The sequence below is a fragment of the Corynebacterium sp. HMSC11E11 genome (assembly GCF_001807025.1).
GTDB lineage: Bacteria > Actinomycetota > Actinomycetes > Mycobacteriales > Mycobacteriaceae > Corynebacterium > Corynebacterium freneyi.
Map to the genome: position 1 here is coordinate 1 of NZ_KV787152.1, position 20,912 is coordinate 20,912.

The following is a 20,912-nucleotide window of genomic DNA, read 5'->3' on the forward strand; positions in this document are numbered from 1 at the left end:
CGATTGCGTCCGGGGTCGGGGTGCGTGCATTGTGGGATCTGAACGGATGGGGCGCGACGGGCGCCCCGCATGATCAGGAGACGATGAGCGATGTCCGGCAACCGACACGGGCGTGATCCCTTCGACGACGGCCGCACCGAGTTCATCGGCCGCGATGAGCCGACCCGGCGCGCCTGGGGCGGCCGCGACGACCAGTCGACCGAGTACTTCGGTTCGGCGGGGCGCGGTGGCCGGGGCACCGGCGGCGATGCCGGCGATTCCGGCTACGACCCGGACGCGGATTTCGGTGGCGGTGCCCGCGGCGGGGACGCCACCAGGTTCGACATCGGTCGCCCGGCCGCCGGGCAGGGCGGGCGAGAGGAGTCCGGACAGTACTGGGCGCCGCTGACGCCGGAGGAGCGCGGCATCGACCCGCGTGCGGCCGGTGGGCCCCAGTCCTTCGGCGGCGGCCAGGACGGCAGCTACGGCGAGTACGGCCGGGACGGCTACGACGATCGTTACGGCGAGCGCGGTGACCGGGGTGGCCGCGAGTACCGGGATCGCGACGGAGACGATCGGCGCGGCGGCATCGGCAAGGGTGCGACGATCATCGCGGTGACGGCGATCATCGCCATCGTCATCCTGGTGGCGTTGATGTTCCGCTTCCTGTCCGGCGACGATGAGGCCACCGAGCCGACCACGACGACCCCGCCGCCGGAGCCGACGACGTCGACCTCCGAGACGCTCACCACCGAGGAGGAGCCGACGGAAACCTCCGATGCGGTGCGCGACGAAATCGATCGCCTGCGCGACGAGATCAGCAGCCTGCGCGAAACCCCGCCGGCGATCCCGGGTCTGGAGGGCGGCGAGGTCGTCGAGGCCACGGTGCCCGAGGCGGTGGGCAAGTCCCCGGCCGAGGTCGAGCTGGCCCTGCGCCGCGCCGGCTTCAGCGACATCTCCGTCGTCGACGCCAACGGCAATCCGACCAATTCGGTGGTGTCGCTCACCGGCCGCGTCGCCTCGATCGACCCGCCGGCCGGCACCTCGGCGATGACGGACCAGCCGATCACCATCACGTTGGAGTAACCGACGCGGCCACGCGCCCGGGCGGCGGGGCGAATCAGCCTCCGGCGATGCGGACGGGAATGCGCCGCGGGCCGAAATCGCCGGGCCCGTCGGCGTCGTAAAGCCCCGGGATCGCCGTGCCGCACTGCGGGCACGCCCCACGCCCCGACTCGTCGGCGACGAGCTGGTAGTCGACCATGCGGTACCAGTCGCGGACGATGACCGGCGCGTCGCAGCCGGGGCAGAACGTGGTGTCGCCGTCCTTGTCGTGGACGTTGCCGGTGTAGACGAAACGCTCGCCGGCGTCGAGGGCGATGTCGCGGGCCCGGCGCAGCGTCGACGCCGGAGTCGGGGGCACGTCGCGCATGCGGTTGTCGGGGTGGAACGCGCTGAAATGGTGGGGGACGTCCGGGCCGAGGTTGGCGACGATCCAGTCGGCCATCGCCCGGATCTCGGCGTCGGAGTCGTTGTGGCCGGGGATGAGCAGCGTGGTGATCTCCAACCACGTGTCCGTTTCCGCCAGCCACGCGAGATTGTCCAGCACGACGTGGAGGTCCGCGCCGGTCAGCCGCCGGTAGAACTCCGGCGTGAAACCCTTCAGGTCGACGTTGACGGCGTCCATTGCGCCGAAGAAGTCCTCGCGCGCGAAGCCGGCGGCGTCGCGGGCGGTGGGCGAGATGTATCCGGCGGTCACGCCGACGGTGCGCACGCCCCGGTCACGGCAGGCGGCGGCGATGTCGATGGCGTATTCGGCGAAGATCACCGGATCGTTGTAAGTGAACGCCACGGACGCGGCACCGGAGGCGACGGCGGCGTCGGCGATGTCCTCGGGCTCCGCGACGTCGGTGAGGGTGTCGACGTGCCGGGACGTGGAGATCTCGTGGTTTTGGCAGAACCTGCACCCCAGGTTGCAGCCGGCGGTGCCGAAGCTGAGCACCGACGTGCCCGGCAGGAAATGGTTGAGCGGCTTCTTCTCGATCGGGTCGAGGCAGAAACCCGACGACCGGCCCCACGTGTCCAGCACGAGCCGTCCGCCGTTGTTGCCGCGGACGAAGCAGAAGCCGCGTTGCCCGGCGCGCATGCGGCATTCGCGCGGGCACAGCAGGCATTGCACGCGTCCGTCGTCGAGGACGCGGCCCCACCGGGCGGGGTGGGTGCCCGGCACGTCGGGGCCGGGGCCGGGTTCGATGCTTGACGACGCCGACGTCATCGCGGTTCGCCCTCCCCGAAGGCGACGCCCTGCGCGGGCGAGGCCGGTTCCTCCCACGAATCGACGGTGTACCTGCTCAGACGCCAGTCGTCGCCCCACCCGGTATCGCGCGGCCCGGCGACGAGACCGGCCTTGGCCTTGAGATGGCGGATGAACTCCGTCGGGTCCGGCAGCTGGTCCCACACCTGGGGCAGGAACGTGCCGCTGCTCGGGGAGCGGCGGGGCGGGTCGAGGCGCATGCGGAACGCGCCCATGCCCGACCGGGCGGGGTCGGCGGAGTCGAGCGGGGTACCCGCAAGGATCGCCCCGTCGACGTGGGGGCGCAGCGCCGCGATGGCCTCGGCCTCGGAGGACGCGGCGACGGGTTCGGGGGCCGAGAGCACGGAGACCTCGATGCGGATGCCCGGCAGCTCCTCGGCGGTGACGTCGGGGAAGCGGGGGTCGCGCAGCGCGGCGTCAACGGCGTGGGCGGCGATGTCCGCGCCCAGCGGCCGCGTGGCCGAAAGCGACCCGATGCAGCCGCGCAGCCGCCCGTCGACGGTGAGGGTGACGAAGGACGCGCCGTCGTCGGACAACCACGGGTGGCCGATGAGATCGGCGAACCCGGCGGCGGGGTCGGACGGGTCGGGGCCGCCGGCCAACCGGTGCTCGAGCACCGCGCGGGCGTAGGCGGGCAGCCGCGGGCCGAGGGGGTCGAAGCGCACGGCCGGATAACCCACCACGCGGTACGGGTCGCCGTCGGGCGCATCCGCCGACGTCGCCCGATCGACCACCTCCGCCGACCACCCGGCGCGCCGGGCGAATCCGAGCAGACCGTTGATGGGGATGGCGCCGCACGCCGACCTCGGCGGCAGCGGGGCCTCCAGGGCGACGATCCGGTCGAGGGTGTCGGAATCCACGGCCACGGCGTCGTCGACGGGCAGGAAGTGGGACAGGTCCGAGCTGACGATCAGCAGCGTGTCGTCGTCGGCCAGGATCGCCGCGACGAGTTCGGTCATCTCCGCCACCGTGGCATCGCCGGCGACCAGCGGCAACACGGGCAGCTGCGGTGCCAGCACCTGCAGGAACGGCAGGTGCACCTCGACGGAGTGCTCGTGGGCGTGGACGCCGGGCGAGGTCACCAGCAGATCGGGGAACGTGTCGGCCAGTCGCGCGCGCAACGTGGGCAGCAGCCCGTCCGGAACGGTCACCGCGCCCAGCGGAGTCTCGAATGCCGACACCCCGGCATCGGCGACGCCGCGCACGGGTACGCGATGGGCGGGGCCGATCACCGCGGCACGGCGGAAACGTCCGTCGGCCAGCGCCCGGCGGAGCAGCGAATACGCAGACGCGGCGACTTTTCCGGAATAGACGTAGCCGGCATGCGGGGCGATGACGGCGCGGGGCGGCGGGCCGTCGTCAAGCGCAGACGAGTGGGTCGCCAGCAACTGTTCGACCTGCGTGCGCAACGCCGTCGGGTCGGCGGGGTAGAACATTCCGGCGACGGCGGCGGGGCGGACCATCGCATCGGCCGGGTGTGGCTGTCGGTGGGAGAACATGGGGGGCACCTCCGATGCCTCCAGGGTACGTCCGGTCGCGGGCGCGGGTGATCCGTGCCGGGCGATAGAGTCGGCGGCATGAATGCTCCCGCCGCACGCGAGTCGATCGACCTTGTCCGCCGCTGGTCCGGGCAGGCGACGCGGGTGCTCGACGGGAGGGCGCGGATCGCGGCGTCCGCCGGGCAGGCGGCGTCGGAGCTGTGCTCCCGGACGGTGCCGGTGAAGATCGACGGTGAGGTCGCGTGGCGCGTGCTGCCGGTCGACGGCGCGGCGCTGCTGCGCTCGGGCGAGATCGTGCGGCACCGGTGGTTGGCCGGCATCGGGGTGGAGGAGGCCCGGCTCGTCGAGGAATTGGCGGGGCCCGCCGCGACGGCCGTGCGCGAGACGTGGGCGGCCGAGGGGTGGCGGCGGTTCTTCTCGCGGGCGGAGGCGCGCGCCACGGCCGATCGGGCGGTGGCGTATCTGCGCGACGTCGTCGAGCGGGTGCGGCGGCGCGATCTGCCGGCCCTGCTCGACAGGCTGGAGCAGGAGGCGGCTGGCGCGGCGCCGCAGTTGGTGCCCACCGACTTGATGTACCCGGACGTGGGCGTCATGGCGGTACTTTCCGACGGCCTGCCGGATGACCTCGGCGAGCCGGAGCTGGTGTCCGGCGCGGACGTCGCCGCCCTGCCCGGTGCGTTGTCGACGTTGTCCGGCGCATTGGAGGCCGAACGCACCGCGCGTCTGGCGGCCATCGCGGCGGGCGAGCGCCTGCGCACCGTGGCCACCGACGAACTGTTGGCGGGGCTCGGCGTGGTGGCGTTGCGCGACGTCACCCGCGACCGGCTGCGCATCGCCCCCATCGAGGAGGCGGGTTTGCACACCGTCGGTGCGGTGCTGCGGGCCGGTGCATCGTTGACGGAGGTGCCCGGCATCGGCGCGGATTCGGCCCGCAAATTGCTGGGGGCGGCGCAGACGCTGCGGCAACAGACGATGGACGATCAACCCCTGCACCTGGATCCCGCGCAGCCCACGCCGCAGGCCACCGACGTCCTGCGGGCGTTGCGACGATGGGAGATCGCTCGCGGCCCCCTGCGCGGCCCGGACGGATCCGCGGCCGCCGTGGCATTGGGGGCGTTGGCGCCGGTGATGGCCCCGGGCGTGGGCGACGTGATGGTCTTCCCGACCCCCGGCCACGGCATCCCCGAGTTTCGCGGTGCGGTCGCACGGGTCCTGAGGCTGGCGCGGGCGCTCGGTGGGGCCGTCGGAAAGCAGGTCGGCGCGGATGCCGCGGCGGCCGACGAGGACGCGGGCGTGGCACCGGACGCCCCCGACGACGAGCTGTGGGCCGACTTCCGCGCCCGCCCCGCCGACTACCAGGCGCTGGCCGCGCAACTGGGGTTGCTTCCCGACGACGGCGACCGGGTTCACGGCGACCTGCCGGAGGAGATCGTCGCGGCGATTCGCGGCATGGACCTGGACACCGGGTACCTGAAGGCGTCGCTGCGCGGGTACCAGGATTTCGCGGCGCGGTTCGCGCTGGTGCAGGGCAAGGTGCTCATCGGCGACGAGATGGGCCTGGGCAAGACCATCGAGGCGCTGGCGGCGCTGACGCACCTGCATGCCCGGGACAAGACGCATTTCCTGGTGGTGTGCCCGGCGGCGGTGGTGTCGAACTGGATGCGCGAGATCGAATCGAAATCGCGGCTGGAGGCCCAGCGTCTGCACGGGCAGGCGCGCGATCTGGCCGTCGACGAATGGCTGGTGCGCGGGGGAGTCGCCGTGACCACCTACGGGACCCTGGCCGCGGTGCGGGACCGGGTGCTGGCGTGCCCCGGGTTGGCGTGCGTGGTCGTCGACGAGGCGCACTACATCAAGAACCCCGGGGCGAAGCGATCCCAACTGCTGGCCGAGGTGATCGGGCAGGTGGACGGTGCGATCCTGCTGACGGGTACGGCGCTGGAAAATCGCATCGACGAATTTCGGACGCTGGTGCGCTACCTGCGTCCCGACCTGCTGGAGGGGGAGACCGAACTGCCGGCGGCGAAGTTCCGCGAGCTGGTCGCGCCCGTCTACCTGCGGCGCAATCAGGCAGACGTGCTCGACGAGCTGCCCGCGCTGGTGGAAGTCGACGATTGGGTGGAGGCCACCGACGCCGACGAGGCCGCCTACCGCACGGCCGTCGACGAGGGGAACTTCATGGCCATGCGCCGGGCGGCATTTGCGGCGGGCGCGGGGTCGGCGAAGATGGAGCGGCTGGTCGACATCGCCGGGGAGGCGCGCGACAACGGTCGCCGGGTGATCGTGTTTTCGCATTTCCGGGACGTGCTCGACGCCGTGATGGGCGAGTTGGGGGAGGTCGCGGTGGGGCCGCTGACGGGCGATGTGCCCGCGGCGCGGCGCCAGGAGCTGGTCGACGAGTTCTCCGCCGCCGATGGTGGTGCGGTGCTGGTGTCGCAGATCGTCGCCGGCGGCGTGGGCCTGAACATCCAGGCCGCGTCGGTGGTGGTCATCTGCGAGCCGCAGTTGAAGCCGACGACGGAGTGGCAGGCCATCGCCCGCGCGCACCGGATGGGCCAGTTGGAGTCGGTGCAGGTGCACAGGTTGTTGCTGGAGGATTCCGTCGACGCCCGGATCGTGGAGATTCTCGCCCGCAAAAAGCAGCTTTTCGACGAGCTGGTGCGGGTGTCCACCACGGCCGACGCCGCACCCGAGGCGTACGACGTGTCCGAGGCGGAGCTGGCCCGCGAGATCATCGCGGCGGAGCGGGAACGGTTGGCGGGGGAGACTCCGGCAAACCCGCCACGACCTGCGGATTAGCCCACACTGCCGACAATGTTGTAATCTGTGGCAGTTGCCGTTGAACGGCAGCGGCGGACTGTGGCGCAGCTTGGTAGCGCACCTCACTGGGGGTGAGGGGGTCGCAGGTTCAAATCCTGTCAGTCCGACCAGCGTTTCGACTGCAGTACGTCACGACTGCGACCCGGTGGAGAGATCATCTCCACCGGGTTTTTCGTCGTCGGTGCCGTGACGGGAGGGGCGCGGACGGCCGGGGTGGCGCCACATCGAAATCGGCGTCTGTTCCCTTGATATGACAACGATCGACGGGTTTACAGGTGCGGCGTTTCGGAAAAGCCGACGGGAATGGCTATCGTTAGCGCTATTCTTCGTAACCATCCACCCGCCGCCCGGCGGGGAAATACGTCGGAACAGACCGCGGATAGCGGCCGCGGCACCCATCGCGACCGGTCACGCACCAGCCCGTCCCGGCGATCATAGGAGGCACAGTTGACCGAGATCTCTACCCGCCACGAAAACGTCGCGCGCGACTTCGCCGCCGTCGCCGACCGCGTCACCAAGTGGGACGCGCCCACTCCCGTGCCGGAGTGGACGGCCGGTGACATCGTCGAGCACCTGCTCGCCTGGTTCCCGGCGGCGCTCGAGTCCTGGGGCGGCCCGACCCTGTCGGACATTCCGTCGCGCGGTCTCGCCGAGCGTTGGCGTCTGCGCACCGTCGAGGTGCAGGCCATTCTCGATGACCGTGACCGGGCCGGGGCCATCATCGAGTCCGGCGATTTCGCCGGCATGCGTCTCGACGAGGCCATCGACCGCCTGTACACGGCGGACATCTTCATGCACACGTGGGACCTCGCCCGCTCGGCCGACGTCGAGATCCACCTTTCCGGCCCCTACGCCACCGGCGTGCGCGAGGGCCTGGCCGCGATGGGCGACGGCCTCCGGGAGTCCGGCCACTTCGGCCCGGCCGTGGAGACCGACTCCGACGATCCGGTTGATCGTCTCATGGCGTTCATCGGCCGCGACCCGCAGTGGTCCGTCTCGGCTGCCAACTAGGCGAGCAGCCGTTTGAGGTCGTCGACATCGCCGCGGAATGCGTTGACGTCGACGTCGAACCCCGCCACCGACCCCCGATCCGTGAATTGCCACAGGTCGGGGGTTCGGCCCCGGAAGGGCCGCCACGCCCGGTGATCGTCGCCCGGGTATCCGGCGGCTCCATCGCCGCGGTCGTCGCCGACCTCCGAGACAACACGGACGTCGTCGGGCCACTGCGCCAACCACAGTCCACCGCCGATGTCGGGGAAGCTGCGCAGACGCCAGTAGGACCGCGTCGTGTAAATCCCCGCGCACCGCACCCCAACCTCGTCCAGCGCCCGGGCCGCCTCCGCCACATCATCGGCGTCGAGGCGATGCGGCGCGGTTTCGACGTCGAGCCAGACGGCCGGGGCGTCGTCAAGCAAGGAACCGTAAACCGACCCGAGCTGGCCCGCGACGACCCGCGCCTGCTGCCGGAACGACGTCCCCTCCCGGGGATGGCGCACATACCAATACGCCCCGACGACCAGCCCCGACGCCCGCGCGTCGGCGACGTGCGAGGCGAAAACCGGGTCGGGGTACGTGCCGTCGCAGGCGCGGACGATCGCGAACCGGTGCCCGGCCTCCGCCGCCCGCGACAGGCGCAGCCCATCCTGCCACTGGCTGACGTCGACGCCGGTGACGAAACCGGTGCCGACGCCGCGCATGCCTACCGCACCACGATGCCGTCGGAATCGGCGTAGACCATGTCGCCCGGCACGAAATCGACGCCGCCGAAGCTGACCACGACGTCTCGCTCGCCGGAGCCGGTCTTGGTGGACTTGCGGGGGTTGGTGCCCAGCGCCTTGCAGCCGAAGTCCATCTCGCCGATGAGCTTCGAGTCGCGCACCGCACCGTGGACGATGACGCCGGCCCAGCCGTGATCGCGGCCCAGCCCGGCGATGACGTCGCCGACCAGGGCGGTGTGCAGCGAACCGGAACCGTCGATGACCAGCACGCCACCGTCGGAGTCCTCCGACAGCACCGCCTTGAGCAGCGCGTTGTCCTGGAAGCAGCGGACGGTGGAAATGCGGCCGCAGAATTCGCGCTTGCCGCCGATGTCGCGGAACTGGGTATCGCAGCTGCGCACGTGCGCGCCGATCTCGTCGACCAGGTCGGCGGTGGGGATGAACTGGGCGTCGCCCATGGTGGCCTCCACTTTCTCATCGTTGAGTCGTCGGGTGTCTTTCCCCCCAAGATTGCCAGACCGGCCGATCCGCGGGGTGCGTTAGGGTGGGGCGGAGTAAGGACCCGTGCCGGGTGCGTCGGTCGCGCGGTCGTCGTCGCGCGGATGTCGAGCGGATGGAGGCTCACGTGGCCGGAATGAACTGGTTTTGGAAGGCACTCGGCGGCAAGCAGAGCCGCGACCAGAAGCGCAGCGTGTCGCTGGTGGCGCGGGCCGCGGAGCTCGAGCCCGAGCTGAAGGGGCTTTCCGACGCCGACCTGGTGGCCCGTGCCCGCGACAATCGCGATGATGCGCCCGAGCTTCTGGCCTGCCTGCGCGAGGTCGCCGAACGCGCCATCGGTCTGCGTCCGTTCGATGTCCAGCTGCAGGGCGCGCTGCGTCTGCTGGAGGGCGACGTGGTGCAGATGGCCACCGGCGAGGGCAAGACCCTGTCCGGTGCGCTGGCCGGCGCCGGGTTCGCGTTGCGCGGCGAGCGCGTGCATTCGGTGACGGTGAATTCGTATCTCGCCCGCCGCGACGCCGAGTGGATGGGGCCGATCTTCGAGTTTCTGGGGCTGACCGCCGCGTCGGTCCACGAGTCCGACGACGCCGCGGCCCGGCGCCGTGCCTATGCGGCCGACGTGGTGTTCATCGCCGTCAACGAGCTCGGTTTCGACGTGCTGCGCGATCGCTGCGCCATCGACGTCGCCGACCGCGTGCAGCAGCCGGCGCGCGTGGCCATCGTCGACGAGGCCGATTCGGTGCTCGTCGACGAGGCGCTGGTTCCCCTGGTCCTGGCCGGTTCGGCGGAGGGGGAGGCTCCGGCGGGTCGCATCACCGACATCGTCCGTCGGCTGGTCAAGGGCGACGACTTCACCGTCGACGCCGGGCGCCGCAACGTGTTTCTCACCGACATCGGCGCGGCGCGGGTCGAGCGGCTGCTCGGCATCGATTCGCTTTACGACGAGGACAACGTCTCGACGACCCTCGTGCAGGTCAACGTCGCCCTGCACGCCCGGGAACTGCTGCGCCGCGACGTGGACTACATCGTCCGCGACGGCAAGGTGGCGCTGGTGGATTCCTCGCGGGGCCGCATCGCCGACCTGCAGCGCTGGCCGGACGGGCTCCAGGCGGCGGTGGAGGCCAAGGAGGGCCTGGACGTCTCCGGCGGCGGTCGCGTGCTGGACACGCTGACCATCCAGCAGTTGATCGGCCGCTACGACATCACCTGCGGCATGACCGGCACCGCCGTCGCCGCCGGCGATCAGTTCCGCGAGTTCTACGGCATGCGCGTCTCCGTGGTCGACCCGAATGAACCCTGCATCCGCGACGATGAACCCGACCGGATCTACGCCACCCACGAAGACGCGTTCGCCGCCGTCGTCGACGAGGCCATCGAGGTCAATTCGCGCCGCCGCCCGGTGCTGGTGGGCACCGGCGACGTCGCGGAGTCCGAGCGGCTGGCGGACGCGCTGGCCGAACGCGGCATTGAGGCGGCGGTGCTCAACGCCAAGAACGACGAGGCGGAGGCCGCCGTCATCGCCGAGGCCGGTGCCCCGGGGCGGGTGACCGTGTCCACGCAGATGGCCGGCCGCGGCACCGACATCCGGTTGGGCGGCGGCGACGAGGCCGACCGCGACGAGGTCGTCGAGCTCGGCGGCCTGTGCGTCATCGGCGTCGCCCGGCACCGCACCGCCCGTCTCGATGGCCAGCTGCGCGGACGTGCCGGCCGCCAGGGGGATCCGGGTTCCAGCGTGTTCTTCGTCGCCCTCGACGACGACATGGTGGTCGAAGGCGGGGCCGGGGAGGAGCTCACCGTCACGCCGGAGGCCGACGGCCGCATCCGCGACGCCCGTGCCGCCGCCTTCGTCGATCGCGCCCAGCGCGTCACCGAGGCGACGATGCTGTCCATCCACGCCACGACGTGGAAGTACAACAAGCTCATCGGCGACCAGCGGGCGATCCTCGACGAGCGTCGCGAGCGTCTGCTCACCACGGATCTCGCGTGGCGGGAGCTGTCGGAGCGCGAGCCCGAGCGCGCGAAGGAGATCCTCGCCGACGTGCCCGAAGACGTCGCCGTCGTCGCCGCCCGCGAGATCGCGCTGCACCACCTGGACCTGGGGTGGTCGGAGCATCTGGCGGACCTGGACGACCTGCGGGAGTCGGTGCATTTGCGCGCGTTGGCGAAGGAAAGCCCCATCGACGAGTTCCACCGTGCGGCGATCGCGGCGTTCAAGAATCTCGCCGCCGAGGCGGTCGATCGGGCGGCGGAGAGTTTCCGCGAGGTGACCATCACCGCCGACGGCGTCGACCTGGACGCCGAGGGAATGGGCCGACCCAGTTCGACCTGGACGTACATGGTCAACGACAACCCGTTGTCCGGCGGCGACTCGGCGATCGGGGCGGTTGCGGCCTTGTTCCGTTGAGGGAGTCGCACCACATGGGTCCGCCCCAACGGCTATGATTTATGGCGTTACAGGAAATCGGACGATTATCCGGAGGATGTGCAATGACGAACAACACCGGCAAGCCTGAGGCTTCGGTCGAGACCACCTCGGTCTTCCGCGCCGACCTGCTCAAGGAGATGGAGTCCGGCGCGGGCCAGGATCCCGCCGTGCCCGGCGTGGAGGGGTTGCCCGAAGGTTCGGCGCTGCTCGTGGTGAAGCGCGGCCCCAACGCCGGCTCGCGTTTCCTGCTGGATCAGCCGGTGACCACCTCCGGTCGTCACCCCGACAGCGACATCTTCCTCGATGACGTCACCGTGTCCCGCCGCCACGCGGAGTTCCGCATGGAGGGCGACACCTTCGAGGTCGTCGACGTGGGATCGCTCAACGGCACCTACGTCAACCGCGAGCCGAAGAACTCGGCCGTCCTGTCCAACGGCGACGAGGTCCAGATCGGCAAGTTCCGTCTGGTCTTCCTCACGTCCCCGAAGTAAACCCCCAGCCCGAAGCAAAACCACCAGGAAGTACCACGTCGTGGCAGCAGTTCCCGCTTCCGCCCCCGACTCCGGGGCAACTTCCCCGCGGACCCGTTCCGCGGGGAAGATGTCCATCGGCGCCGTTCTGTCGGAGCTCCAGCAGGAGTTCCCGGACGTGACGGTGTCGAAGATCCGTTTCCTCGAGTCCGAGGGCCTCATTTCGCCGTCCCGCAGCCAGTCGGGGTACCGGCGTTTCGCCCGTGCCGACGTCGACCGGCTCCGCTACATCCTCACCGTCCAGCGCGACAATTACCTGCCGCTGAAGGTCATCAAGGAGCAGCTGGACAATATCGACGCCGGAAACGTCGCCGCAGTGGGTGAGGGCCTGGCGTCGGTGACGCCGCTGGTGACGCCGGATCAGTTCCGCGATTCCGCGGTGGTCCATCTCACTCGCGCGGAGTTGGCGGAGCGGGCGGGCGTCGACGAGGAGTTCGTGGGCAGCCTGGTGCGTGCCCGGCTGCTGTCCCCGGATGCGATGGACTGCTTCGACGGCGATGACCTGGCGTTGGCCACCACCGCCGGCAAGCTGCGCGAGTTCGGCCTGGACGCCCGGCACATGAAGACCATCCGCACCGCGGCGTCGCGCGAAGCCGACCTCATCGGCCAGGCGACCGCCCCGATGGCGCGGTCGAAGGCCGACGGCGCCCGCCAGAAGGCGGAGGAGATGGCGCGGGAGATGACCGCGTTGCTGGTCACCCTGCACGGAACGCTGCTGAAGCGTCAGGTCAACGACGACCTCGGTCGTTGATGGGCCGGTCGTGTGGCATGGATGATTTCGTAGAGGTCGAATCGCGCGGCATTTTGGTCCACGAGCCGGAGGACCACCCCGTTCTTCTGTTGTCGCCGCCGGGTAGCGGTCGCGTCGTCCCCGTGTGGATCGGCGCCGCCGAGGCCGCGTATCTGGCGGCCCGGGAAGCGGGCATGACGCAGAACCGGCCCTGCGCCCAGGACGTCATCGTCGAGATGGCGGAGTCCACGGGCAATTCGATCGAGCGGGCGGAGGTCACGGGCTTCCATGAGGGCGTGTTCATCGCGTCCCTGGTGCTTTCCGACGGCGGCCGCGTGGATTGCCGGGTCTCGGATGCGATTGCGGTGTGCGAGATCGCGGAGGCCCCTCTGGTCTTCGCGAGGGAGATCCTCGAGTCGGTGTCCGTTCCGGCGGGCTCGCTTTTCGACGACCCCGAGTTGGCCGAAGAGGAGGAAGAGGAGTCGGTGGAGGAGTTCGCCCGATTCCTCGACGAGATCGACGCCGCCGATTTCCTGGGGGAGCCCGGCGACGGGGACGGATCCGGCGACGAGCGCTGATCGGGCGCCGGCTCCTTTCGCAGCCAGCTGAACGTGTGCCGGCTGATTGCGGCACCGGTTGATTGCGACGCCCGCGCACTCATGCTGCGGCGGGCGTCGCAAAGCTTTTTCTCTTTTTTTCGAGGCGATGCCGCGTGCCCAAACGTGTTACTGATGTGACTCATGATGACTGGAGTGCATGGAGTGGCACCCCCGATTACCCCCGAAGTCTGATCCTTGACTTGAGTAGCAAACTCCCATGTCGCGATGAATGAGGGTTCTTTGACCTGCGAATACGTGAAACACGAAGTCTGAACCTGAACTTTAGGTTTAGACACGCGGCGTGTCGGCCGAAATCCTGTTGACAGTGCTTTAACCTTGGCGAAAGATAAACGACAACAGTGGAACTACCAGGGGAGAACACGAACATGGTCGACGATCGCGCAGCTGATCGCCAGGACTCCAAGCTCGACGACGCCACCGACGCCGGCGTGCAGGAGTCGCTGTTCGACATGGGCCCGGACGAGCAAGTCGGTTACCGCGTGCCCATCGCCTGCCAGGCCGCCGGCATCACCTACCGCCAGCTCGACTACTGGGCGCGCACCGGACTCGTCGAACCGTCCATCCGCAACGCCCACGGCTCCGGCTCGCAGCGCCTGTACTCCTTCCGCGACATCCTCGTGCTGAAGATCGTCCGCGGCCTGCTCGACACCGGCATCTCCCTCCAGAACATCCGCCTGGCCGTGGACAAGCTCCGCGACCTCGGCGTCGATGACCTGGCCACCATCACCCTCGTGTCCGACGGCCGCACCGTGTACCAGTGCCGCTCCAACGAGGAGGTCATCGACCTGCTCAACGGCGGTCAGGGCGTGTTCGGCATCGCGGTGCCGGGAATCATGAAGGAACTCGCAGGCTCCATCGCCAGTTTCCCGTCCGAGCGCGTGGACGGCACCCCGGTCGCCGCCCCGGTCGACGAGCTCGCCGCCCGCCGCCGACGCCGCATCGGCTAGGAGTCCGACCAAGCCACTGAAACGACGACGCCCCGCACCTCCCCGCGGGGCGTTTTCGCGTCTTTGGGCACCACGCGTGTGGCCGGGCGGCCGGAGAGCAGCTGCCAAGTAGTGGGTGAATGGTGGCTCAGCAGCGGGAAAGCGATGGACGAGCGGTGGCCGAGCGGTACCCGGCTACAGCCCCATCGCCTTCACCAGCGCCGCAGTCGGGTCGGTGCCGGCCACCTGGACGGATCCGCCGGTGGCCGAGGCCAGCTCGCGCAGCGCGCCATCGGTGGAGTCCTCGCCGACGACGACCACGTCGACGCGGACCGGCCGGTCGGTCGTGGCGGCGGCGGTGATCCGCTCGATGGCCGCGGCCGCGTCATCGTCGGTGGCGTCGGAGCCGGTGGTCACCAGGACCACGCGGTTGGCCACTCCCGGCGACCATGCCTCGGCGACGTAGTCGACCGCCGGCCCGACGGAACGCCACAGCCACGGTTCGCCGCCCGTGCTCAGCTGGCCGAGCACCTCGACCGAGCGGTCCTTGGCACCGGCGCCGAAATGGACGTTCTGGCGAACCGGGGTGGTCACGCCGGCCGACAGCGGGGAGGAGTAGTTCCACAGGGCGACGCGGCGTCCCTCGCCGTCGATCGCACGGTCCATCAGCGGCGTCAGCGCCGTGCGCACCGCCTCGAGGTCCATGCCGTCGGAGGTGTCCAACAGCACCAGCGTCGACCCGGCGGGCTCGGTGGTGGCCGCATCGCCGTCGGAATCGTCGCCCGCGCCGTCGGAACCGTGGTCCTCGGCGTCGATGCCGGCAAACGGGTCGGTGTCGCGGGCGGCGACGTCGGGCAGAATCTCACCCGCCGCACCGTCGAGGGCACCGGCGGCGGTCTCGTCGTCCCCGTCGCCCGGCGCGTCGGCGTCGACGCCGTTCTTGCGGGCGTACTTGACGAACTCCGCCGCGGCACGGGCGTTGACCTCGTTGATCGGACCACCGGAGGTGAAGGCCACCATGGGCGCGGACAGGGCCGGCGAACCATCCGGGGAGGTGAAGCTCAGGCCCTCGGACCCGGTCTGCGCCGACGCGTCGACCATCGACTGCGTCGCGGCGACGGCGTCGTAGCCTTCGGCGGTGTCCTTGGCCAACTGGCCCAGCAGCGCCTCCGACGTGAATCGGCCACCGGCGGCGAGGCGCTCCTCGGAGGCGTCGAGAAGCTCCCGGCCCCGCGTATCCGGCGTCAGGCGGGCGTTGACCACCGAGGACACCACGGCGTCGGGCCCGCCGGGGGTCGCGATGGCCAAATCCTCGATGCCCGCGATGTCGTCCCACGATCGCCCCTTGACGTCCGCGGCACGGTCGGAGGCCACGGCCAGGCCGACGGGCTGGGGGGAGAAGCGGGCGGTTTCGCCGTCGACGCCCACGCCCCCGGAGTCGCGGGCTGCGTCGACGAAGGAATCGTCGGCGGGCACCCACACGGCGGGCAGCACGGGCTTGACGCCGCCCGTCGCACCGCCGGTGCCATCCGCGTCGCCGTCGGCTCCGTCGTCGCCGTGCTCCCGGATGACGTCGAGGATCTGCTGCGAACCGTTGACGGTGACCTGCGGGCGCACGCAGTACTCGCGGACCACCGGGTCGGTCGCGGCCCAGGCATCGACCTGCTTGCGGACCACGCCGGCCACCGCGGGATCGGCGGCGACCACGAGCGTCAGGTCCCCCTTGGAACAGTCGGCCGAGATCCCGGGGTCGTCGCCGTCGGAAGTCCGCAGCGTCACCCACGCGAAGATCATCGCGCCCACGAGAATCGCCGCCAGCAGCGAAATCAACGGCCCCTTGGCCACGCGGTAGTTCGGCTTGCCGTCGGAATGCCTGCCCACGGACGCTCAGCTCCTCCCGGATGGTGACTGCGATGCTGCAATGCCGCAGTACGGCGATGCTGCGGTGCGGCGCTGCTGCACTTGCATCCCACCCTAGCCGTGAAACGACCTCGCCAAACGGAGCAACTCCGCGCGGATCGGCGCGGCGCGCTCGGCCAGTTCCCGCTGGCGGGAAACGTACTCGGCCTTGCCTTCGGCGGTTTCGATGCGCACCGGTTCGAATCCGAAGTCCGCCAGATCGTAGGGCGAGGCCTCCATGTCGAGCCGCCGGACGTCGCGGGCGAGTTCGAACGCGTCGAGCCACAGCTCACCGGGGACGAGCGGGCCGAGCTTGGTGGCCCACTTGTACAGGTCCATGTTCGCGTGCAGGCACCCGGCCTGTTCGCACGCCGGTTGGGTCGCGCGCGTCGGCCGGTTCTCGTTGAGCGGCACGGCCTCGGGCGTGAAGAACCGGTAGGCGTCGTAATGCGTGCACCGCACCCTGTGCGTGACGACGACCTCGTCGGTTCCCGCTTGCCCGAGTCGCAGGGGCACCGCGTGGCGAGTGTCGTCGGCGCGGTAGACCATGGCCCATTCGTGAAGGCCGAAGCAGTCGAAATGGGCGTCGTTGGCCATGGTGCCGGCCAGCAGGTCGGCGATGTAGGAGATCGCTTCGCCACGGCGCCGGGCATGGGCCGAGTGGTCCAGCCGGGCGATGCCATCGTCGCCGACGACGAAATCGCGCAGGTGCGACACGTGCTCGGCGGCGCGGGGATCATCCGACCCGGCCAAGGCCACCCCGAGGCCCGGTTGCCATCGGCGCAGGGTGCCCGGACGCACCGGGTAGTACTCGAAGAGGAAGTCCCACACCGGGTGCTTGCGCCCCCGGGCCCGGCGGTCGAGATGGTCGGCGCACAGGGCGTCGGCGCGGCGGGCATGGGCGTCGGCGCGCGCCAGCCACCGCTCGAGGGGGAGAACCGTTTCGTGCGGCTCGCCGGTGCCGCCGGTCACCGGATCCGCGGCGGTCATGCGCCGCGCGGGCCGCCGGGCTGCGGCGGATTCTTGGCCGTGGTCTTTGCCGTGTTCTTTGCGGGAGCCTTGGCGCCGGCCTTCGCGGCGGCACGGACGGCGGCGGTCTTGACCTGGGCGGCCTTGACTGCCGTGCCCTGCGCGGTGGCGCGGCCGGGGCGAGCCGCGATGGCCTGGTTGGTTTCGTGGGTCCAGTCGCGCACGACGCCGATGTGCTCCTCGATGAGATCCTCCAGCGTCACGATGCCCACCAACGCACCGTCCTCGACGGCCATGGCCATGTGCGCCGACCGACGACGCATCTCGCGCATGGTCCGGTCGATCGCCCCATCGGCGTCGACCACGATCAATTCGCGGATCTCCTCGTCCGGAATCGGGGTGTCCGGGCCGGACGCCGGATCGAGCACGCGGTCCAGGACGTCCTTGACGTGAACGTAACCGCGGTAGCGGCCATCGGCGTCGGCGACGGGGAAGCGGGAGAACCCGGTCTCCGTCACCGCCACCTCCAGGTCCCCGACCGTCGGCGACGCCGGAACGGTGCGGGTCTTCGACGGAACGATGAGCACCTCGCGAATGGAGCGATTCTCCGAGGACAGGGCGCGGTTGAGGCGGGAATGCTCTTCGTCGTCAAGCAAACCCTCCTGCCGCGACTCCGCGATCATCGACGCCAGCTCATCGGTGTTGACCGTCGAATCGAGCTCATCCTTCTGCGTGATGCCGAACCACGCCAGGGTTTGGCGGGCGACCCAGTTGAAGAACAGCAGCAGCGGCTTGGTCACCTTGTAGAACGCCAGGTGCACCGGCGTCAGCCACATCGCCATCGTCTCCGGGCCGGCCAACGCGATGTTCTTGGGCACCATCTCGCCGAGCAGAATGTGCAGGATCGACACCAGCATCAACGCAATGGCGAAACTGATCGGATGCAGCAGCGACTCCGGCACCCCGAGGGCGGCGAACGGCTCCTCCAACAGGTGCGCGATCGCAGGCTCCGACACCTTGCCCAACAGCAGCGAACAAATGGTGATGCCCAGCTGGGCGGCGGCGAGCATCATCGACAGATGCTCCGTGGCGCCCAACACGGTCTTCGCCCGCTTCTTGCCCTGGGCGATCAGCGCCTCCAGGCGATCACGGCGCGCGGCGATCAACGCGAACTCCGCGCCGACGAAGAAGGCGTTGAACGCCAACAACAGGAAAGTGAGGGAAATGCCGAACCAGTCGCTCATCGCTCGAACATCTCCTTCGCTCGCTCGTTGGTGATGGGGATCAGCAGGGCCCGGTCGACCCGCCGCCCGTCCATCGCGAGGATGCGGGCGTACCAGCGGCCCGGCAGCCCCGACTCGAACTCGTCGAGGATGTCGCGGTCGGTTTCCGGCAACAGAACCACGTCGCCCTCGGCGGGGATGCGGCCCAGGGCCAGCATGATCACGCCGCCGAGCGTTTCATGGTCGCCGTCGGGGGCGAAGTAGCCGACCTTCTGCGGCAGGTCGTCGACGCGCACCAGGCCCGAGCAGTCCCAGCCTTCGGTGACGCGGCGGACCTCCTGCTCGGCTTCGGCGTCGTCGTACTCGTCGTAGACCTCGCCGAGGATTTCCTCCACGACGTCTTCGATGGTGACGATGCCCGCCGTGCCGCCGTACTCGTCGGCGACCAGGGCGACCTGGGAACCCGCCGACCGCACGGCCTCGAGCACGGCGTCGCCGTCGAGGGACTGCGGCAGCACGGGCACCGGGCGGGCCAGCTCCGCCACGCGGGTGGACTTGCGGCGGGCGGCGGCGACGGTGAAGGCGTCCTTGACGTGGACGACGCCGATGGTGGCGTCGAGGTCGCCGTCGGTGACGGGGAAGCGCGACCGCCCGGACTCCAGGGCGATGGCCAGCAGATCCTCCACCGTGTCGGCGACGTCGAGGGAGATGATCGTCGATCGCGGCGTCATCAGGTCCTCGGCGGTGGTCTCGCCGAACTTCAGCGAACTCTCCAGCATCTGCGCCTTCTGCTTGTCCAGGGCGCCGTGCTGTGCCGAGTTCTTCACCAGCGCGCCGAGCTCCTGGGGCGAACGCGCCGAGGCGAGTTCGTCGGCGGGCTCGATGCCCAGCTTGCGCACCATCCAGTTCGCGGTGAGGTTCATCGACTGGATGAACACGTAGAACACCCAGTTGAACCACATGACCGGTCGGGCGGTGACGCGCGCGACGCCGAGGGGCTCGGTGATGGCGACGTTCTTCGGCACCAACTCGCCGTAGATCATCGACAGGCCCGTGGCCACGATCAGCGCCAGGACCAGCGCCGTCGGCCCGGTCGCGGATTCCGACAGACCGGCCCATTCGAGCATCGGGGTGAAGTAGCGGGCCAGGACCGGCTCCGCCAGGAAACCGGTGGCCAGCGTCGTCAGCGTGATGCCGAGCTGCGCGCCGGAGAGGTGGAACGACAGGCGGTTGTGGGCCTTGCTCACCGAGTGCGCCGGGCCGTCGCCGCGTTTTTTCACGTCATTGTCGATCGCCGAGCGTTCCAGGCCGGTCAACGCGAACTCGAAGGCGACGAACAAACCCGTGCCCGCGGTGAGGGCGATGAAGCCGAGCACCGCGACGATGTTGAGGAATATGTCCATGATTAGGGAGAGATCCTACTCCGGCGCGTCGCGGCAGGCCCGTTGGCCCGGCGTCTTTCCCTTTCCGGGGTTCGCACTACTTCTTCCGCACTACTTTTTGCCGCGCTTTTTCTTGGGCCGGTGCGGGCGCGAGGCGGCTGCCGTGCCGCGGCGTCCCCGTCCGGCTCCGGCGCGGTGCCGGGTTCCGGTTCCCGCGTGACGACGGCCCGCGTGTCCACCCGAGCCGCGTGCCCCGCGCGAGGGGCCCGGGGGTTTGCGGGCGCCGGTCCACTTCCTCAGGGCCTTCGACCCGGGGGAGACGTCCATGACCTCGGGGGTGACGCCGGCGGCGCGGAGCATCTCCTCGGTCTCCTCGGCCTGTCGATCGCGGACGATGGTGACCACGGTGCCGGTGGCTCCGCCGCGGGCGGTGCGGCCCGAGCGGTGGACGTATGTCGCGGCTTCCGGCGGCGGGTCGACGTGGACGACGAGGTCGAGCGAATCGACGTCGATGCCGCGGGCCGCGACGTCGGTGGCCACGAGCACCGCCACCTCGCCGGAGGCGAAACCGGCCAGCGCCGCGCGTCGGGCGGTCTGTCCCCGATCGCCGTGGAGCGCCTCGACGCGAATGCCCTGGTCGGCCAAGTACCCGGCCAGGGACGTGACCCGGTTCCGGGTGTTGCAAAACAGGACCACGCGTCCCTCGCGGGCGGCGATCCACGCGGTGACGGCATCGGCGGCGTCGTTGTCGGGCACCCGGAAGACCAGGTGCTTCATCGTGTCGACGGACACGACGGCGTCGGCGACTTCGTGGCGCACGGGATCGCGGCCCTCCATGAGCACCTCGGCGGCGTCGTCGAGGGTCGCCGAAAACAGCATCCGCGTCGCATCCGCCGAAGTGGCCCGGACCAGGCCCAGGACATCGGGCAAAAATCCCAGCGCAGCCAGCTCGTCCGCCTCGTCGATGACCACGGACGAGACGTCGTCAAGCGAAAGCCGCTTCTGCTTGCGCAGATCGTGCGCACGACCCGGCGTGACCACCGCGACGTCGACGGGCGCGGCGAGCGTGAGCTTCTGCCGGTTGATGTTCTCCCCGCCGACGAAGGCACGCACGCGCAGCCCCGCCGCGGCGCCGAGATCGCCGAGGACGTCGGCGATCTGGTCTGCGAGCTCACGGGTCGGGGCGATGACCAGCCCACGCGGGCGCCCCGGCTTCGACGCCGCCCCCGCCAACGACTGGACCAACGGAATGCCGAAGGCCAGCGTCTTGCCGGAACCCGTCGGGGCGCGGCCGAGGACGTCGCGCCCGGTCAACGCGTCGGGCAGCACCGCCGCCTGAATCGGCGTCGGCTCGGTGACGCGCATCGACCGCAGCGTGCG

Annotated in this window: 16 protein-coding genes, 1 tRNA gene and 1 pseudogene; 9 read left to right on the forward strand and 9 right to left on the reverse strand. The window is 70.3% G+C overall.

The features are described 5' to 3' along the window. Positions 1 to 90: 90 nt before the first annotated feature. Positions 91 to 1,065, forward strand: coding sequence for a PASTA domain-containing protein (locus tag HMPREF3121_RS08220; RefSeq protein WP_070522092.1), 975 nt, complete (start codon positions 91 to 93; stop codon positions 1,063 to 1,065). Positions 1,066 to 1,099: 34 nt separating this feature from the next. On the opposite strand, the gene amrS is transcribed toward HMPREF3121_RS08220, so the two are convergent. Continuing rightward, on the reverse strand, positions 1,100 to 2,254 hold the full coding sequence (amrS, locus tag HMPREF3121_RS08225; RefSeq protein WP_083291506.1) for an AmmeMemoRadiSam system radical SAM enzyme: 1,155 nt from the start codon (positions 2,252 to 2,254) through the stop codon (positions 1,100 to 1,102). After that, positions 2,251 to 3,792, reverse strand: a complete 1,542-nt coding sequence (gene amrB / locus HMPREF3121_RS08230) for an AmmeMemoRadiSam system protein B (protein ID WP_070522095.1) — start codon at positions 3,790 to 3,792, stop codon at positions 2,251 to 2,253. The genes amrS and amrB overlap by 4 nt, the downstream gene beginning before the upstream one ends. A 78-nt stretch (positions 3,793 to 3,870) precedes the next feature. On the opposite strand from amrB, the gene HMPREF3121_RS08235 reads away from it, so the two are divergent. From HMPREF3121_RS08235 to HMPREF3121_RS08245, 3 genes are all read left to right on the forward strand, one after another. Next, a complete protein-coding gene (locus HMPREF3121_RS08235) occupies positions 3,871 to 6,591 on the forward strand; it encodes a DEAD/DEAH box helicase (RefSeq protein ID WP_070522098.1) in 2,721 nt (906 codons plus the stop codon). Positions 6,592 to 6,645: 54 nt separating this feature from the next. After that, positions 6,646 to 6,722: transfer RNA gene (locus tag HMPREF3121_RS08240), tRNA-Pro, on the forward strand. Between the two features lie 337 nt (positions 6,723 to 7,059). Next, positions 7,060 to 7,623, forward strand: coding sequence for a maleylpyruvate isomerase N-terminal domain-containing protein (locus HMPREF3121_RS08245; RefSeq protein ID WP_070522101.1), 564 nt, complete (start codon positions 7,060 to 7,062; stop codon positions 7,621 to 7,623). Here the strand turns inward: HMPREF3121_RS08245 and HMPREF3121_RS08250 are convergent. Next, the gene (locus tag HMPREF3121_RS08250) at positions 7,620 to 8,309 is read right to left on the reverse strand and encodes a glycoside hydrolase family 25 protein (protein WP_070522104.1); all 690 of its coding nucleotides are present in this window, start codon (positions 8,307 to 8,309) and stop codon (positions 7,620 to 7,622) included. The genes HMPREF3121_RS08245 and HMPREF3121_RS08250 overlap by 4 nt on opposite strands. A 2-nt stretch (positions 8,310 to 8,311) precedes the next feature. Further along, on the reverse strand, positions 8,312 to 8,788 hold the full coding sequence (gene rraA / locus HMPREF3121_RS08255; RefSeq protein WP_035123760.1) for a ribonuclease E activity regulator RraA: 477 nt from the start codon (positions 8,786 to 8,788) through the stop codon (positions 8,312 to 8,314). Positions 8,789 to 8,955: 167 nt separating this feature from the next. Between rraA and secA2 the strand changes: the two genes are divergently transcribed. The 5 genes from secA2 (at position 8,956) to HMPREF3121_RS08280 (ending at position 14,080) form a co-directional block, all read left to right on the forward strand. Further along, positions 8,956 to 11,232, forward strand: coding sequence for an accessory Sec system translocase SecA2 (gene secA2 / locus HMPREF3121_RS08260; RefSeq protein WP_070522410.1), 2,277 nt, complete (start codon positions 8,956 to 8,958; stop codon positions 11,230 to 11,232). 83 nt (positions 11,233 to 11,315) lie between these two features. After that, positions 11,316 to 11,744, forward strand: a complete 429-nt coding sequence (gene odhI, locus HMPREF3121_RS08265; RefSeq protein ID WP_070522107.1) for an oxoglutarate dehydrogenase inhibitor Odhl — start codon at positions 11,316 to 11,318, stop codon at positions 11,742 to 11,744. A gap of 40 nt (positions 11,745 to 11,784) precedes the next feature. Further along, positions 11,785 to 12,534, forward strand: a complete 750-nt coding sequence (locus HMPREF3121_RS08270; protein ID WP_035123683.1) for a transcriptional regulator FtsR — start codon at positions 11,785 to 11,787, stop codon at positions 12,532 to 12,534. Positions 12,535 to 12,551: 17 nt separating this feature from the next. Continuing rightward, positions 12,552 to 13,091 (forward strand): bifunctional nuclease family protein, encoded by a 540-nt coding sequence (locus HMPREF3121_RS08275; protein ID WP_070522110.1) that lies wholly within the window; start codon positions 12,552 to 12,554, stop codon positions 13,089 to 13,091. A 491-nt stretch (positions 13,092 to 13,582) separates the two neighbouring features. Then, positions 13,583 to 14,080 carry a MerR family transcriptional regulator gene (locus HMPREF3121_RS08280; RefSeq protein WP_224372129.1) on the forward strand — a complete coding sequence of 166 codons (498 nt, stop codon included), beginning with the start codon at positions 13,583 to 13,585 and terminating at the stop codon, positions 14,078 to 14,080. A gap of 174 nt (positions 14,081 to 14,254) precedes the next feature. Here the strand turns inward: HMPREF3121_RS08280 and HMPREF3121_RS08285 are convergent, their stop codons facing one another. The 5 genes and pseudogenes from HMPREF3121_RS08285 to HMPREF3121_RS08305 all read right to left on the reverse strand — a co-directional run bounded on the left by HMPREF3121_RS08285 (position 14,255) and on the right by HMPREF3121_RS08305 (position 20,897). Next, positions 14,255 to 15,940: a hypothetical protein gene (locus HMPREF3121_RS08285; RefSeq protein ID WP_070522116.1), complete on the reverse strand. Its 1,686-nt coding sequence runs from the start codon at positions 15,938 to 15,940 to the stop codon at positions 14,255 to 14,257. A gap of 93 nt (positions 15,941 to 16,033) precedes the next feature. Next, complete coding sequence (locus HMPREF3121_RS08290; RefSeq protein WP_141743041.1) at positions 16,034 to 16,948, reverse strand: 3-methyladenine DNA glycosylase; 915 nt, start codon at positions 16,946 to 16,948, stop codon at positions 16,034 to 16,036. 176 nt (positions 16,949 to 17,124) lie between these two features. Further along, positions 17,125 to 18,171: pseudogene (locus tag HMPREF3121_RS08295) on the reverse strand (hemolysin family protein); the annotation flags it as partial. After that, the gene (locus HMPREF3121_RS08300) at positions 18,168 to 19,553 is read right to left on the reverse strand and encodes a hemolysin family protein (protein ID WP_070522121.1); all 1,386 of its coding nucleotides are present in this window, start codon (positions 19,551 to 19,553) and stop codon (positions 18,168 to 18,170) included. The pseudogene HMPREF3121_RS08295 and the gene HMPREF3121_RS08300, both read right to left, overlap by 4 nt. A 90-nt stretch (positions 19,554 to 19,643) precedes the next feature. Continuing rightward, positions 19,644 to 20,897: a DEAD/DEAH box helicase gene (locus HMPREF3121_RS08305; RefSeq protein WP_070522416.1), complete on the reverse strand. Its 1,254-nt coding sequence runs from the start codon at positions 20,895 to 20,897 to the stop codon at positions 19,644 to 19,646. Between the last annotated feature and the right edge of the window lie 15 nt (positions 20,898 to 20,912).

What these genes read in the sequence shown, in the direction of transcription:
- HMPREF3121_RS08220 (WP_070522092.1), top strand. Translation starts at nt 91, where the DNA reads ATGTCCGGCAACCGACACGGGCGTGATCCCTTCGACGACGGCCGCACC.
- amrS (WP_083291506.1), bottom strand. Translation starts at nt 2,254, where the DNA reads ATGACGTCGGCGTCGTCAAGCATCGAACCCGGCCCCGGCCCCGACGTG.
- amrB (WP_070522095.1), bottom strand. Translation starts at nt 3,792, where the DNA reads ATGTTCTCCCACCGACAGCCACACCCGGCCGATGCGATGGTCCGCCCC.
- HMPREF3121_RS08235 (WP_070522098.1), top strand. Translation starts at nt 3,871, where the DNA reads ATGAATGCTCCCGCCGCACGCGAGTCGATCGACCTTGTCCGCCGCTGG.
- HMPREF3121_RS08250 (WP_070522104.1), bottom strand. Translation starts at nt 8,309, where the DNA reads ATGCGCGGCGTCGGCACCGGTTTCGTCACCGGCGTCGACGTCAGCCAG.
- rraA (WP_035123760.1), bottom strand. Translation starts at nt 8,788, where the DNA reads ATGGGCGACGCCCAGTTCATCCCCACCGCCGACCTGGTCGACGAGATC.
- odhI (WP_070522107.1), top strand. Translation starts at nt 11,316, where the DNA reads ATGACGAACAACACCGGCAAGCCTGAGGCTTCGGTCGAGACCACCTCG.
- HMPREF3121_RS08275 (WP_070522110.1), top strand. Translation starts at nt 12,552, where the DNA reads ATGGATGATTTCGTAGAGGTCGAATCGCGCGGCATTTTGGTCCACGAG.
- HMPREF3121_RS08280 (WP_224372129.1), top strand. Translation starts at nt 13,583, where the DNA reads ATGGGCCCGGACGAGCAAGTCGGTTACCGCGTGCCCATCGCCTGCCAG.
- HMPREF3121_RS08290 (WP_141743041.1), bottom strand. Translation starts at nt 16,948, where the DNA reads ATGACCGCCGCGGATCCGGTGACCGGCGGCACCGGCGAGCCGCACGAA.
- HMPREF3121_RS08300 (WP_070522121.1), bottom strand. Translation starts at nt 19,553, where the DNA reads ATGGACATATTCCTCAACATCGTCGCGGTGCTCGGCTTCATCGCCCTC.
- HMPREF3121_RS08305 (WP_070522416.1), bottom strand. Translation starts at nt 20,897, where the DNA reads ATGCGCGTCACCGAGCCGACGCCGATTCAGGCGGCGGTGCTGCCCGAC.